The 13,165-nt window shown below is 68.8% G+C and carries 12 protein-coding genes and 1 tRNA gene; 9 read left to right on the forward strand and 4 right to left on the reverse strand.

Going from position 1 to position 13,165, the window contains the following annotated elements; all coding sequences use genetic code 11:
* Positions 1-37: 37 nt before the first annotated feature.
* From CI089_RS00860 to CI089_RS00890, 7 genes are all read left to right on the forward strand, one after another.
* On the forward strand, positions 38-2,206 hold the full coding sequence (locus tag CI089_RS00860) for an RNA degradosome polyphosphate kinase (RefSeq protein WP_094259845.1): 2,169 nt from the start codon (positions 38-40) through the stop codon (positions 2,204-2,206).
* Entirely contained in the window at positions 2,203-3,141 is a 939-nt protein-coding gene (locus tag CI089_RS00865; protein ID WP_094259846.1) for an NUDIX hydrolase, read from the forward strand. The genes CI089_RS00860 and CI089_RS00865 overlap by 4 nt, the downstream gene beginning before the upstream one ends.
* 162 nt (positions 3,142-3,303) lie before the next feature.
* Positions 3,304-4,407 (forward strand): phosphate ABC transporter substrate-binding protein PstS, encoded by a 1,104-nt coding sequence (gene pstS / locus CI089_RS00870; RefSeq protein ID WP_094259847.1) that lies wholly within the window; start codon positions 3,304-3,306, stop codon positions 4,405-4,407.
* A 78-nt stretch (positions 4,408-4,485) separates the two neighbouring features.
* Positions 4,486-5,439 (forward strand): phosphate ABC transporter permease subunit PstC, encoded by a 954-nt coding sequence (gene pstC, locus CI089_RS00875; protein ID WP_023954902.1) that lies wholly within the window; start codon positions 4,486-4,488, stop codon positions 5,437-5,439.
* Position 5,440: 1 nt separating this feature from the next.
* On the forward strand, positions 5,441-6,538 hold the full coding sequence (pstA, locus tag CI089_RS00880; protein ID WP_094259848.1) for a phosphate ABC transporter permease PstA: 1,098 nt from the start codon (positions 5,441-5,443) through the stop codon (positions 6,536-6,538).
* A 19-nt stretch (positions 6,539-6,557) separates the two neighbouring features.
* Positions 6,558-7,337: a phosphate ABC transporter ATP-binding protein PstB gene (gene pstB / locus CI089_RS00885; protein WP_023954907.1), complete on the forward strand. Its 780-nt coding sequence runs from the start codon at positions 6,558-6,560 to the stop codon at positions 7,335-7,337.
* 252 nt (positions 7,338-7,589) lie between these two features.
* Positions 7,590-8,426: a type IV toxin-antitoxin system AbiEi family antitoxin domain-containing protein gene (locus CI089_RS00890; RefSeq protein ID WP_094261178.1), complete on the forward strand. Its 837-nt coding sequence runs from the start codon at positions 7,590-7,592 to the stop codon at positions 8,424-8,426.
* 147 nt (positions 8,427-8,573) lie between these two features.
* Here the strand turns inward: CI089_RS00890 and CI089_RS00895 are convergent, their stop codons facing one another.
* The 4 genes from CI089_RS00895 to sigK all read right to left on the reverse strand — a co-directional run bounded on the left by CI089_RS00895 (position 8,574) and on the right by sigK (position 11,981).
* Positions 8,574-9,458 (reverse strand): aminodeoxychorismate lyase, encoded by an 885-nt coding sequence (locus CI089_RS00895; RefSeq protein ID WP_094259849.1) that lies wholly within the window; start codon positions 9,456-9,458, stop codon positions 8,574-8,576.
* Between the two features lie 336 nt (positions 9,459-9,794).
* Positions 9,795-10,433, reverse strand: coding sequence for a hypothetical protein (locus tag CI089_RS00900; RefSeq protein ID WP_036306059.1), 639 nt, complete (start codon positions 10,431-10,433; stop codon positions 9,795-9,797).
* Positions 10,434-10,551: 118 nt separating this feature from the next.
* Positions 10,552-11,385, reverse strand: coding sequence for an anti-sigma factor (locus CI089_RS00905; RefSeq protein WP_094259850.1), 834 nt, complete (start codon positions 11,383-11,385; stop codon positions 10,552-10,554).
* Positions 11,382-11,981: an ECF RNA polymerase sigma factor SigK gene (sigK, locus tag CI089_RS00910; protein ID WP_179223187.1), complete on the reverse strand. Its 600-nt coding sequence runs from the start codon at positions 11,979-11,981 to the stop codon at positions 11,382-11,384. The genes CI089_RS00905 and sigK overlap by 4 nt, the downstream gene beginning before the upstream one ends.
* 246 nt (positions 11,982-12,227) lie before the next feature.
* Between sigK and CI089_RS00915 the strand changes: the two genes are divergently transcribed.
* A complete protein-coding gene (locus tag CI089_RS00915) occupies positions 12,228-12,899 on the forward strand; it encodes a fasciclin domain-containing protein (protein ID WP_094259851.1) in 672 nt (223 codons plus the stop codon).
* 173 nt (positions 12,900-13,072) lie between these two features.
* Positions 13,073-13,145 (forward strand) — tRNA-Lys (locus CI089_RS00920).
* The last annotated feature ends 20 nt before the right edge of the window (positions 13,146-13,165 follow it).

Below are 13,165 nucleotides of genomic sequence, written 5' to 3' on the forward strand. Positions count from 1 at the left end.
TCACCGGCAGGACACGCAGGACTGCCATGATGAGGGGATGATCGACACCGAGGCTCTGGACTCCGGTCTGGGCGACGCCGACGACGACGACTTCGACCCCGCCGTCGAAGACGTCGACGCGCAGCTGCCCGACCACCGCTACACCGACCGTGAGATCAGCTGGCTCGCCTTCAATCAGCGTGTGCTCGAGCTCGCGGAGGACCCGACCCTGCCGGTGCTCGAGCGGGCGAACTTCCTCGCGATCTTCGCCAGCAACCTCGACGAGTTCTTCATGGTGCGCGTCGCCGGGCTCAAGCGTCGCATCGTCACCGGCCTCGCCGTGCCCACCAACGTCGGTCGCGCTCCGCAGGAGGTGCTCTCCGACATCTCCGCAGAAGCGCACGCCCTGCAGCTGCGCCACTCGAGCGCCTGGGGCGACATGGTCCAGCCCGCTCTGGCGGAGGCGGGCATCGAGATCGTCGGCTGGGATGACCTCGACGAGTCCGAGCGCGGACGTCTGTACGACTACTTCCAGGCGCAGGTGTTCCCCGTCCTGATGCCCCTCGCCGTCGACCCGGCGCACCCCTTCCCCTATATCTCGGGCCTGTCGCTCAACCTGGCGATCCGCATCCGCAACGCCAAGACCGGCCGGCAGGAGTTCGCGCGCCTCAAGGTGCCGCCGATGCTCCCCCGGTTCGTCGAGCTCAACACCGGCACCTCGGTCAAGCGCTACCTGCCGCTCGAGGACCTGATCGCCAACAACCTCGAAGACCTCTTCCCCGGCATGGAGATCCTCGAGCACCACACCTTCCGGCTCACGCGCAACGAGGATGTCGTGATCGAGGAGGACGAGACCGAGAACCTCATTCAGGCCCTCGAGGCCGAGCTGCTCCGGCGCCGCTTCGGTCCGCCGATCCGGCTCGAGGTGACCGAGGACATGGACGACGTCACGCTCGACCTGCTGCTGGGCGAGCTCGACATCACCGATCAGGAGGTCTATCGACTGCCGGGCCTGCTCGACCTGCGCGGGCTCTTCGACCTCGCCCGCATCGACCGTCCCGAGCTGCGCTACAAGCCCCACGTTCCCACCACGGCGACCGCCTTCCAGCCCGCCGAGCAGAACGGGCGCACCGACTTCTTCGGCGCGATCCGGGCCGGCGACGTGCTCGTGCACCACCCGTACGAGTCGTTCACCACGAGCGTCGTCGCGTTCCTCGAGCAGGCGGCTCGCGACCCCCACGTCCTCGCCATCAAGCAGACGCTCTACCGCACGTCGGGCGACAGCCCCATCGTGCAGGCGCTCATCGACGCGGCCGAACGCGGCAAGCAGGTGCTCGCCCTCGTCGAGGTGAAGGCCCGTTTCGACGAAGCGGCGAACATCGTCTGGGCGCGCAAGCTCGAGAAGGCCGGCGTGCACGTCGTCTACGGCCTGGTGGGGCTGAAGACGCACTGCAAGCTTCTGCACGTCATCCGCGAAGAGGACGGCGCGCTCCGCAGCTACAGCCACATCGGCACCGGTAACTACAACCCCAAGACGAGCCGTCTCTACGAGGACTTCGGCCTGTTCACGAGCGACGAGCAGGTCGGCCGCGACCTGACACGACTGTTCAACGAGCTCAGCGGCTACGCGATCGAGAAGAAGTTCAAGCGGCTGCTCGTGGCTCCCCTCCACCTGCGGAAGGGCCTGCTGCGTCACATCGACGCCGAACGCCGCAACGCGCTCGACGGCAAGCCCGCCCACATCCGCATCAAGGTCAACTCGATGGTGGACGAGCAGATCATCGACGCCCTCTACCGGGCGAGCCAGGCCGGCGTCCGCGTTGACGTGTGGGTGCGCGGCATCTGCTCGCTTCGCACCGACCTGGCGGGCGTGACCGACAACATCACGGTCCGCTCGATCCTCGGGCGGTACCTCGAGCACTCGCGCATCTTCACGTTCCACAACAACGGTGACACGATCGCCTACATCGGCAGCGCCGACATGATGCACCGCAACCTCGACCGCCGTGTCGAGGCGCTCGTGCGCGTCGTGGCGCCTGCCCATGTCAAGGAGCTGACGACGCTGTTCGACCTGGCGATGAGCGACTCGACCAGCTCGTGGCATCTCGGTGACGGCGGTGTGTGGACGCGCCACGCGTTCGACGATGAGGGCAAGCCGCTGGTCGACCTGCAGGACCGCACGATGGCGCAGGTGCAGCGGCGCCGCCGGGCGCGGGCGGTGCGATGACCGACACCGCGGTGTACGCGGCCGGTGGTGTGGTCTGGCGGTGGGTCGACGGCAAGGTGAAGGTGCTGATCATCCACCGCACCAAGTACCGCGACCTCACGCTGCCCAAGGGCAAGGTGGACCCGGGTGAGATGCTCGCCGAGACCGCCGTGCGCGAGATCCGCGAGGAGACCGGCATCTCGGTCCGGCTCGGTCCGCCCATCGGAGTGTCGAAATACCACCTGCCGAGCAAGAAGCAGAAGATCGTCCACTACTGGGCGGCCGAGGCGACCGACCTGTCCATCAGGATGTCGACGTTCGTGCCGAACAAGGAGATCGCGGCACTCGAATGGATGGGGCTGAAGAAGGCGCGCAAAGCGCTGAGCTATCCCGTCGACGTCGAGATCCTCGACGAGTTCGTACGGCTGGTCGACGAACGCGCCATCGACACGTTCCCTCTCATCGCCCTGCGCCATGCCAAGGCCGTGGCCCGCGAAGACTGGGACGGCGAGGATGCCGCACGGCCGCTGTCCGCGCGCGGGAAGAAGCAGGCGCACGCGATCGTGGGCCCGCTCGTCGCGTTCGGCGTCCGCCGGATCATCTCGTCCGACGCGCGGCGCTGCGTGCGCACCGTGACACCCCTCGCGGCGGCGATCAGCAAGCGGATCGACAAGAGCGCGCATCTGTCGCAGGACGCCTGGGAGAACGGACTGGCCGACGTCCGATCGGTGGTCGGTGACCGGGTGCGCGCCCGCAAGCCGGTCGTGCTCTGCACCCACGGCCCGGTGCTCCCCGACGTCTTGAACGAGATGGCGCTCGCCACCGGCACCCTGCGCGGCTCGTACCTCGGCAGCGCCTCGGCGCTCGAGACCGGCGCGTTCTCGGTCGTGCACCTGCCGCGTGAGAACCCGGGCTCGGGGATCGTCGCGATCGAAACACACATGCCGAAGGTGTGATCTCGCTCGCGCAACCACGCCGCGAGGCCCGTCTTTCCGCGGCTCGGGAGCGCCGTTCACCTTCTGTTCACCCCCACAGCGCACTCTCGTAAGGGACGGTGTCTACCGTTCGGGACGAACCTGCACCGGGTTCTCGTCACCAACATGCGAAGGATTCACACAGTGAAGCTCTCCCGATTCGCCCAGCTGGGCGCCGTGGCCGCCGTGGCCTCTCTTGCCCTCGCCGGCTGCGCTGCAAACGAAAGCGCTGCGCCCGGCGCCGGCTCGAGCGACTCCTCGGCACCCTCCCTCGAGGGCAACCTCGTCGGTGGCGGCGCCTCGTCGCAGGAGGTCGCCGTCCAGGCCTGGACCCAGGGCCTGCAGACCGCGAACCCCGGTCTCACGATCGACTACGACCCCTCCGGTTCGGGCACGGGACGCGAGTCGTTCCAGGCCGGTGCCGTGCAGTTCGCCGGCTCGGACCGCGCGTTCAAGACCGACGAGATCACGGCCGGCCCGTTCGAGGCATGCGCGGCCGACTCCGACCTCGTCGAGCTGCCGACCTACATCTCGCCGATCGCCGTCGTCTTCAACATCGACGGCGTCGACTCGCTGAACCTCGACGCGACGACGCTCGCGAAGATCTTCGCCGGTCAGATCACGACGTGGAACGACCCCGCCATCGCCGCCCTCAACTCGGGCGTCGAGCTGCCCGCGACGGCGATCACGCCCGTCCACCGCTCCGACAAGTCGGGCACCACCGGCAACTTCACCGACTACCTCGCCAAGACCGCGCCCGATGTGTGGACCGCCGGTTCGGTCGAGGAGTGGCCGGCCCTCGGCGGCGAGGCCGCTCAGGGCACGTCGGGCGTCATCTCGGCCGTCGAGGGCGGACAGGGCACCATCGGCTACGCCGACGCCTCGCGCGCCGGCAACCTCGGCACCGTGGCGATCAAGGTCGGCGAGGAGTTCGTCGAGTACTCGCCCGAGGCCGCGGCCGCGATCGTCGACGCCTCGCCCGAGGAAGAGGGTCGCGCCGCCACCGACATCGCGATCAAGCTCGACCGCACCAGCACCGAGGCGGGCGTCTACCCGATCGTCCTCGTGAGCTACCTCATCGGCTGCGCGGAGTACAAGGACGCCGCGACCGCCGAGATGGTCAAGGGCTTCTTCAGCTACGCCGCGAGCGCCGAGGGCCAGGACGCCGCGGCATCCGCTGCCGGCTCCGCCCCCATCTCGGAGACCCTGCGCACGCAGGTCACCGAGGCCATCGAGGCCATCAAGTAAGACGCTCCGGGTGCCCGGTCCGGTTTCGCCGGGCCGGGCACCTCGCGCGGTTCCCGTCCGTCGCACAGAATCGAAGCCATGACCACCACACCCGAGGTCACCCGCACCGGAGCCCCGAAAGCCAAGACCCGAGCGGGCGACCGCTGGTTCTCCGGCACCGCGCTCTTCGCCGGCTCGATGATCCTCGTGACCCTCGCCGCGGTCGCGATCTTCCTGGTCATCCAGTCGCTCCCCGCTTTCGTCGCCACCAACGAAGACGCCTCGATCCTGCCCGACAACTTCTGGTCGTACGTCGGGCCGCTCGTCTTCGGCACCGTCTGGGCCGCTGCGCTGGCCCTGCTCATGGCCGTGCCGCTGTCGCTCGGCGTCGCCCTCTTCATCTCGCACTACGCACCGCGCAAGCTCGCTCAGGCCCTCGGTTACGTCGTCGATCTGCTCGCGGCCGTCCCCTCCGTGGTCTTCGGCCTGTGGGGCATCGGCGTCCTGGCACCGGCCGTGCAGCCGGTGTACAGCTGGTTCGTCGACAACGTGGGGTGGTTCCCGCTCTTCAACGGCCCCGTCTCCAGCACGGGCCGCACGATCTTCACGGCATCCGTCGTCCTCGCCGTCATGGTCACTCCGATCATCACCGCGATCTGCCGCGAGATCTTCCTGCAGACGCCGACCCTCCACGAGGAGGCCGCCCTGGCCCTCGGGTCGACGCGCTGGGAGATGATCCGCATGGCCGTCTTCCCCTTCGCCCGCAGCGGCATCGTCTCGGCCGCCATGCTCGGCCTCGGTCGGGCGCTGGGCGAGACCATGGCCGTCGCCATGGTGCTCTCCGTGTCGGGCGGCGTCACCTTCGCGCTCTTCACCTCGGGAAACCCCTCGACGATCGCGGCGAACATCGCACTCACCTTCCCCGAGGCCTACGGGACGAACGTCAACGTCCTCATCGCCACGGGCCTCATCCTCTTCGTCGTCACCTTCGCGGTGAACGCGGTCGCGCGCTACATCGTGAGCCGCCGCAAGGAATTCTCGGGGGCCAACTGACATGACCGCGACTCTCACTCCCCCGAGCACGTCGGCGCGCAGCGCATCGACGAGCCTCACCACGGGGCATCTGCCCTCGTGGGGCCCCTGGGCCATCCTCGGCGCCTCGCTCGTGGTCGTCGGGATCTTCTTCGGCGTGATCGCAGCCGCCTCGGGCGACGCACTCAACATCCCGGCCTGGCTGATCCTGTCGGCGGTGGCCTACCTCGTGCTCATCACGGCGGTATCGGCCGCCGTCGAGGGCCGTCGCAAGTCGGTCGACCGCCTGGTGACGGGCGTCGTCACGGTGGCGTTCCTCATCGCGATGGTGCCGCTCGTCTCCGTGGCGTTCACCGTCATCACGCTGGGCGCCCCCAGCTGGAGCGGCGAGTTCTTCAGCTCGTCGATGCGCAACGTCGTCGGCGAAGGCGGCGGTGCGCTCCACGCCATCATGGGCACCGTCCTCATCACGCTCGCGGCGGCAGTCATCTCGATCCCGATCGGCATCTTCACCGCGATCTATCTCATCGAGTACGGCCAGGGGAAGCGCCTGGCGCAGGGCATCACGTTCCTCGTCGACGTCATGACCGGCATCCCCTCGATCGTGGCCGGCCTCTTCGCCTACGCCCTGTTCGCGCTCTTCCTCGGCCCCGGCATCCGTCTGGGCATCATGGGGTCGGTCGCGCTCGCGGTGCTGATGATCCCGGTCGTCGTCCGCTCGACCGAAGAGATGCTGCGCCTCGTCCCCAACGAGCTGCGCGAAGCCTCGTACGCGCTCGGCGTGCCCAAGTGGCTCACGATCGCGAAGGTCGTGCTGCCGACGGCGATCGCGGGCATCACCACCGGCGTCATGCTGTCGATCTCGCGCGTCATCGGCGAGACCGCACCGCTGCTGATCACCGCCGGCTTCACGGCATCCATGAACTACGACCTCTTCAACGGTCGTATGCAGACCCTGCCGGTCTTCACCTACACGCAGTACATGAACCAGGGCATTCCCGCCGAGGCCTTCGTCGGCCGCGCGTGGGCATCGGCCCTGACCCTCATCGTCATCGTGATGCTGTTGAACCTCGTGGCGCGCCTGATCGCCAAGTTCTTCGCACCCAAGACCGGCCGCTGACCCGAAAGAAAGAACCTCCGTGTCCAAGAGCATCGAAGTCAACGACCTCAACGTCTACTACGGCGACTTCCTCGCCGTCGAGGGCGTCTCCCTCGACATCGAACCCCGCAGCGTCACCGCCTTCATCGGCCCGTCGGGCTGCGGCAAGTCGACGTTCCTCCGCACCCTCAACCGCATGCACGAGGTGATCCCCGGCGCCCGCGTCGAGGGCAGCGTCCTGCTCGACGGCGACGACCTGTACGGCCCGGGCGTCGACCCCGTGCTCGTGCGCCGCCAGGTCGGCATGGTGTTCCAGCGGCCGAACCCCTTCCCCACGATGTCGATCCGCGAGAACGTGCTGGCGGGCGTCAAGCTCAACAACCGTCGCATCTCGAAGTCCGACGCCGACGCTCTCGTCGAGAAGTCGCTGCGTGGCGCCAACCTCTGGAACGAGGTCAAGGACCGCCTCGACAAGCCCGGCTCGGGCCTCTCGGGCGGGCAGCAGCAGCGTCTGTGCATCGCTCGCGCGATCGCGGTCTCGCCCGACGTGCTGCTGATGGACGAGCCGTGCTCGGCCCTGGACCCGATCTCGACGTTCGCCATCGAGGAGCTCATTCAGGAGCTCAAGAGCGACTACACCGTCGTCATCGTCACGCACAACATGCAGCAGGCCTCGCGCGTGAGCGACAAGACCGCGTTCTTCAACATCGCGGGAACCGGCAAGCCCGGCAAGCTGATCGAGTACGACGACACGACCTCGATCTTCACCACCCCGTCTGTGCAGGCCACCGAGGACTACGTCTCCGGCCGCTTCGGGTGAGCCGAGCCCCGGCTCGTTGTGCGTCGGGCCCCGCGAGTGCCGGGATGCAAGGGATCGTGCGCGGATGCAAGGGATCGAGTCCGACACCCCGGTGAGGATGCCGCTCGGGCGGGGTGTCGCGTCAAATCCCTTGCATCGCGGAGCGCGGTCATCGGGCGCAGCGGTTCCTGCACGAGGCACCGAGCACCAGAGCAGTGCACAGAACGAGCGATGTGGGCCATCGGCCGGCGCCGGGTCGAGCACGGTTGGGGGATGTGCGAGTCGCGATCGGTCTTCACGACCCGGGAGCTCCGGGCAGACGGGCTGAGCCGCCGGGAGATCACCGCGGCGGTCGACTCCGGCCGGCTCAGCCGCATCCGGATCGGGATGTACGCCTCCCCCGGCGCGTGCACCTCGGCCCGAGCCATTGCAGCGCACGGCGGCTCGATGGCATGCGTCACGGCCGCGCGCCATCACGGCCTCTGGACCCTCGATGACGACGACGAACCGCACGTATGGCTGAAGACCGGCCAGCGAGCCCACCACGACGGGTCGTGCGGGTGCATCGAGCATTGGGACCGCGATGCGCGTGCGGCGGCATCCGGTCCTCTTCCGCTCCGGCAGGTGCTGCGCCAGATCCTCGGATGCCGTGGTCCCGAGCACTTCTTCGTCACGCTGGAATCCGCGCTGCGACAGCGCCGCCTCACGAGGGACGACCTGCGATGGCTCCGAAGACACACCAACGCCCGCGGCCGGGAGGCGATCCGCCTCGCTCGGACGGATGCCGACAGCGGACTCGAGTCGCTCCTGCGGTGGCGTCTTCGGAAGCACGGCCTCCGGGTGAGGACCCAGGTCTCCGTCTTCGGAGTCGGTGTCGTCGACGCGCTGATCGGCGACCGGCTCATCGTCGAGCTCGACGGCAGGGCCAATCATCACGGCAGCGCCAAGCGCCACAAGGACCTGACGCGCGACGCGAACGCGGCGTCGTGGGGCTACGTGACGCTGCGCTTCGACTACGCTCTCGTCATCCACGACTGGGAGCTCGTCGAGTCCGCCATCCTCGGAGCCCTGCGATCGCACCCGAGCCTGCAGCTCGCGGCATCCGCCTGACGCCCCCTCACACCGTGACTCGGTCTCCCCACCGTGCCGGGATGCAATGCTTCGCCCCCGACACCCCGAGGCGACCCGCGACCCGCCGGCGTGGCGCGCACGATCCCTTGCATCGCGCCACCTCGACTCCGCCGCCGCGTGCGGGCCTCAGTCGCGTGGCGAGAGCAGGTAGGCGTTGAGGGATGCCGTGAACTCGGCGTCCATGCCGAGAGCGGCGCCGTCGAGCTCGACGATGGGAGCCGCGAGCCGGACGCTCGACACCAGCCACGCGGCATCCGCTCGTCGCAGCTCGTCGACCGGAATCGTCTCGTACGCCGTCTCGAAGCCGCGCTCGGCGAGGTGCTCGAACAGGCTCAGCTGCGTCGTGCCGTGCAGGATCCCGCCGTTGGGCGCCGGGGTGACGAATGTGTCGCCGCGCCGCAGGATGAGCGATGCCGTCGGCGCCTCGAGCACGAACCCGTCGGAGCTGAGGAAGATCGCGTCATCCGCGCCGCGCCGGTGCGCCTCGCGCAGGGCCGCCATGTTCACCGCGTACGACAGGGTCTTCGCGCCCAGGAGCAGCCACGGAGCCCGCGCGGGCGCGTCGATGGCGTAGCCGCGGTCGAGAGTCACGACGCGGATGCCGCTCGTGCGCGGCTCGGTGAAGTCCGCCGCCGCCGCGGCCGTCGCCCACGCCGTCGGGGTCGGTCCGTGCTCGATGCCGCGGCTGAGGATCAGCTTGACGACTCCCTCGCCCGAACCGCATTCGGATGCCGCGACGGCCACGGCCGCCCGCCACTGGCCGATGTGCGGCACCGGCAGGTCGCAGAGCTTGGCGGAGTGCGCCAGGCGCTCGAGGTGCGCCTCGACCTCCTGCGGGTGGCCGTCGACCACGCCGATGGACTCGAAGATGCCGTCGCCGCGCTGGGTGCTGAGCTCTCCCACTGTCAGCGCCGGGGCCGCGGGATCGACCGGAGTGAAGGTCGACGCCAAGTCAGACCGGGTGTCATCCGCCGCGAGCGGGTCGATCATCAGCGCGAAACGCAGTGCCATGCGCCGAGCCTACGACGCGCCCGGTACCGGGATGCACGACATCCTGCGCGACACCCCGGTACGGATGCCGCTCCCCCGGCACGTCGCCCGCGATCCCTTGGATCGCGGCCCCCGCCCACACCCGAAGCCACCACCCACTACCGGCCGGTTCCCGGATTTGTCCACCCCGGGAATGCCCACGTCCGAGGCTCCGTTAGACTGTATGTGCCGGGCCGCAGTAACCCCGGGCTCCATCTTCAGCCGCTGCGAGCGGCCACGCGCCGAGAGGCGTTCTGCGGCCCGGCACTTCTCTTTTCCGGGTCTTTCCGGCCGGTTTCCGACCTCGCAGCGGTCGGCTCAGGTAAGGGCCTCGCGGCGCCACAACCCGGCGCACGAGCCCAGGTCGTCGGCGTACGTGCTCAGCCGGAGGGCGCGCGCGGTGAGCGCCGACGAGCGATCGGGCTCGCTGACATCGTGGTCGTCGGCCACCGAGGTCGCTCCGGCCGACTGCACCCGGCAGAACGACGCGGCACGTTCGAGCGCGACGGCGAAGTCTCCGCGGAACACACCGCGCATGATCACGTCGATAAGCGCCACCAGCTCTTCCGGCCCGGCCGGCGTGGGAGCCCCGGCGATCACCTCGTCGGCAGAACGCAGCACGACCCGCCCGCGTTCGTAGAGCAGCGCGGCGGTTCGCGGGTCGCGGTGGATCATCAGCTGCAGCAGATACAGCCGCCAGAGCGCACCCGGCAACGACTTGGCGGGCGAGCGTGACCACAATTCGGCGACGGTGTCGATCCCGTGCTCGGCCGTGAAGCCCACGAGCCGATCGACGACGGCGTCGCTCGGGTCTTCGCGCACCCGCGACAGCAGGGCGCCCGCGGTCGCATGCGCAACGCGCGAGACCTCCGCCGGATCTTCACCGGCGAAGTGCCGGTCGAACTCGTCGGCGGGTCGCCGAACGGGCTTGTGGTAGTCCCGGGATCCGTCCGTCATCATTCCAGGCTAAGCGAGAGCGGCATCCCCGCGGCCCTCAGGGCACAAGCCGGGAACGACAGAACGGCCGACCCGTGAAGGGCCGGCCGTTCCGCTGCCGGATAACGGGGTCGGGCAGTCAGGCGCTCGTTGGGATCGCGACGATGGGGTCGGTGGTGGGCAAGCCGCTCGGCGACCCGCCGCTCTGCTCTATGGTGAGAGCGATGACGTCGTCGGGCTCCATGTCGCCCTCGAGCAGCATGGCGGCCGAGCCATCGCTCGATTCGAACGCCCCGGCCGGGATCGGGGCGCTGCCCCGGACGAACCACGCCTCGTACGACTGGTCGTCGGCGATCTCGGGCAGCCCCTCTGCGACGAGCACGACGCCGTCGACGCTCGGCGACCAGTGGACCGTGGCCTCGCCGCCGTCGCCCAACTGCGCGGTGCTCGACTGCGCGTCGCCGGAGCGCTCGATCTGCGCGAGCACACTCTCGGCGGACGGAGCACGCATGTCCTGGGTCAGCGCGCCAACGCCCCAGCCGATGCCGACGAGGAGTGCGATCGACGCCGTCAGGGCGAACAGGCTGCGCGTCCAGTTGCGACGCTGCACCAGCTGCACCTCTTCGGTCACCGGAGAGCCGACGGAGTAGCCGGATGCCGCGGCCCGCGGGTCGTCGTCGTGGAGCTCGTCCGCGGGGTCGGCGACATCGTCCCCGCCGGGCGATGGCTGCTCCGCGACCGGCTCCGCGGCCGGCGCACCGATCTGTGCCAGCAGACTGGCCCGCAGCGCCGGCGGAGGAGCCACATCGGCCACGCCCTCCGAGAGCAGGGCCGCAGCTGCGGCGTCGGCCTCGACCAGCGGCATCCACTCGGGGTGCGCGTCGAGAGCTTCGCGGTAGGCCAGCTCGTCTTCAGGCGACAGCGCTCCGAGCGCGTACCCTGCCGAGAGCTCGGCGAATGTCTGTTCGTTCACGATGTCACCCCCATTGCGCTACGGAGCTTGGTCAATCCATCACGCATCCGTGTCTTGATCGTTCCGAGCGGCGCTCCTACCAGCGCTGCGATTTCGCTCTGACTGTATCCCCCGTAATAGGCGAGGGTGATGGCCTCTCGTTGCGCCTCGGGTAGAGAGCTGAGAGCCCGAGCGACGCGCCGTCCTTCGATGCGCAACTCAACCTGCTCGGCGACACCTTCGGGCTGTGACGCCATCTCGCGGTAGCCCGCACGCACGTCGCGATCGCTGCTCGCCTGCGACGACCGAACCCGGTCCACCGCGCGACGGTGGGCGATCGTGAGAACCCACGATCTTCCTTGACCCTTCTTCGGAGCGAACGTCGAAGCGGATTGCCACACTTCGAGGAAGACCTCCTGGAGCACTTCCTCGCTCTGCGCGCGATCGACGAGCACGCGGAGGATGAGTCCGAAGACGCGCCCCGACAGGGTGTCGTACAGACGGGCGAAAGCACTGTGGTCACCGTCGGCGCAACGCTGGATCAGCTCCGCGACGTGATCCGTCGACGGCCCGTCGTCGGGCACGTCCATTCCATCTATGACCATCGCTACCAGCATGCCGCATCCTCCGACCTGTTCCCGGATGCAGCGCCGACCTGTTATCGGTTCTCTACCTGCCGCCTGCCGCGGTGTGCACCCGCGCCGGCATCCGTGTCGCGCTTGTTCGTATAGGAGGGGTGCTTCGGATGCCTGAAAACTCGGTGTCGAACTTTCTCGAACTTTTTCCGATCCGATCTGTGGGGGCCTCCGAAGAACCCTCGACGCCGGGGACCGACCCACGGCGGAGAACACACGGAGGCAATCATGCTCAGCACCAAGAAGAAGTTCACTGCTGCCCTGGCCCTCGGCTTCGCCGGAGCGCTCGCTCTCTCGGCCTGCTCGTCGGGATCGGGTGACACCATGACCGAGGAGACCGAGGCCCCCTCGTCGACCGCCGCTCCGATGGAGACGGCTTCGCCCGACGCTTCGATGGACCCGGCCGCCAACCTCGTCGGCCCCGGCTGCGCCGACTACGCCGCTGCCGTTCCGGACGGCTCCGGCTCGGTCGCCGGCATGGCTCAGGACCCGGTGGCCACCGCAGCCTCGAACAACCCGCTGCTCACCACCCTCGTCGCCGCCGTCAGCGGACAGCTCAACCCTGACGTCAACCTCGTCGACACACTGAACGGTGACGAGTTCACTGTCTTCGCTCCCGTCGACGACGCTTTCGCCAAGATCGACCCCGCCACCATCGAGTCGCTGAAGACCGACTCGGCGACCCTGACGTCGATCCTCACGTACCACGTCGTGCCCGGCCAGATCGCGCCCGACGAGATCGACGGCACCCACACCACCGTCAACGGTGCCGACCTGACCGTCACCGGCTCGGGCGACAACATCATGGTCAACGACAGCGCCGCGGTCATCTGCGGTGGCGTCACGACGGCCAACGCCACGGTCTACCTCATCGACACGGTGCTGATGCCCCCGATGTGACCCGAACAGCCGCGGTGAGGGGTTCCCGCGGCACGGCCTCGGTATCTCCGTGGCCGAGGCGAAGCCGCCGGTGCGAGCACACCGGCGGCTTTGTCGTGCCCGGACGGATGTCGGCGGATTCGGATGTCGGTCGGTTCTGGGCCTCCCCCGCGGCTACTAAGCTGGGAGGCTCAGGGCCTCTAGCTCAGTCGGTAGAGCATCGGACTTTTAATCCGCGGGTCGTGGGTTCGAGCCCCACGGGGCCCACCGCACTCACCGCGCCCAAG

Source organism: Microbacterium sp. Yaish 1 (genome assembly GCF_002245215.1).
Taxonomy (GTDB): Bacteria; Actinomycetota; Actinomycetes; order Actinomycetales; family Microbacteriaceae; genus Microbacterium.

Coding starts and splice junctions, on each gene's coding strand:
- CI089_RS00860 (WP_094259845.1), top strand. CDS start 38: ATGATCGACACCGAGGCTCTGGACTCCGGTCTGGGCGACGCCGACGAC.
- CI089_RS00865 (WP_094259846.1), top strand. CDS start 2,203: ATGACCGACACCGCGGTGTACGCGGCCGGTGGTGTGGTCTGGCGGTGG.
- pstC (WP_023954902.1), top strand. CDS start 4,486: ATGACCACCACACCCGAGGTCACCCGCACCGGAGCCCCGAAAGCCAAG.
- pstA (WP_094259848.1), top strand. CDS start 5,441: ATGACCGCGACTCTCACTCCCCCGAGCACGTCGGCGCGCAGCGCATCG.
- CI089_RS00890 (WP_094261178.1), top strand. CDS start 7,590: ATGTGCGAGTCGCGATCGGTCTTCACGACCCGGGAGCTCCGGGCAGAC.
- CI089_RS00895 (WP_094259849.1), bottom strand. CDS start 9,458: ATGGCACTGCGTTTCGCGCTGATGATCGACCCGCTCGCGGCGGATGAC.
- CI089_RS00900 (WP_036306059.1), bottom strand. CDS start 10,433: ATGACGGACGGATCCCGGGACTACCACAAGCCCGTTCGGCGACCCGCC.
- sigK (WP_179223187.1), bottom strand. CDS start 11,981: ATGCTGGTAGCGATGGTCATAGATGGAATGGACGTGCCCGACGACGGG.
- CI089_RS00915 (WP_094259851.1), top strand. CDS start 12,228: ATGCTCAGCACCAAGAAGAAGTTCACTGCTGCCCTGGCCCTCGGCTTC.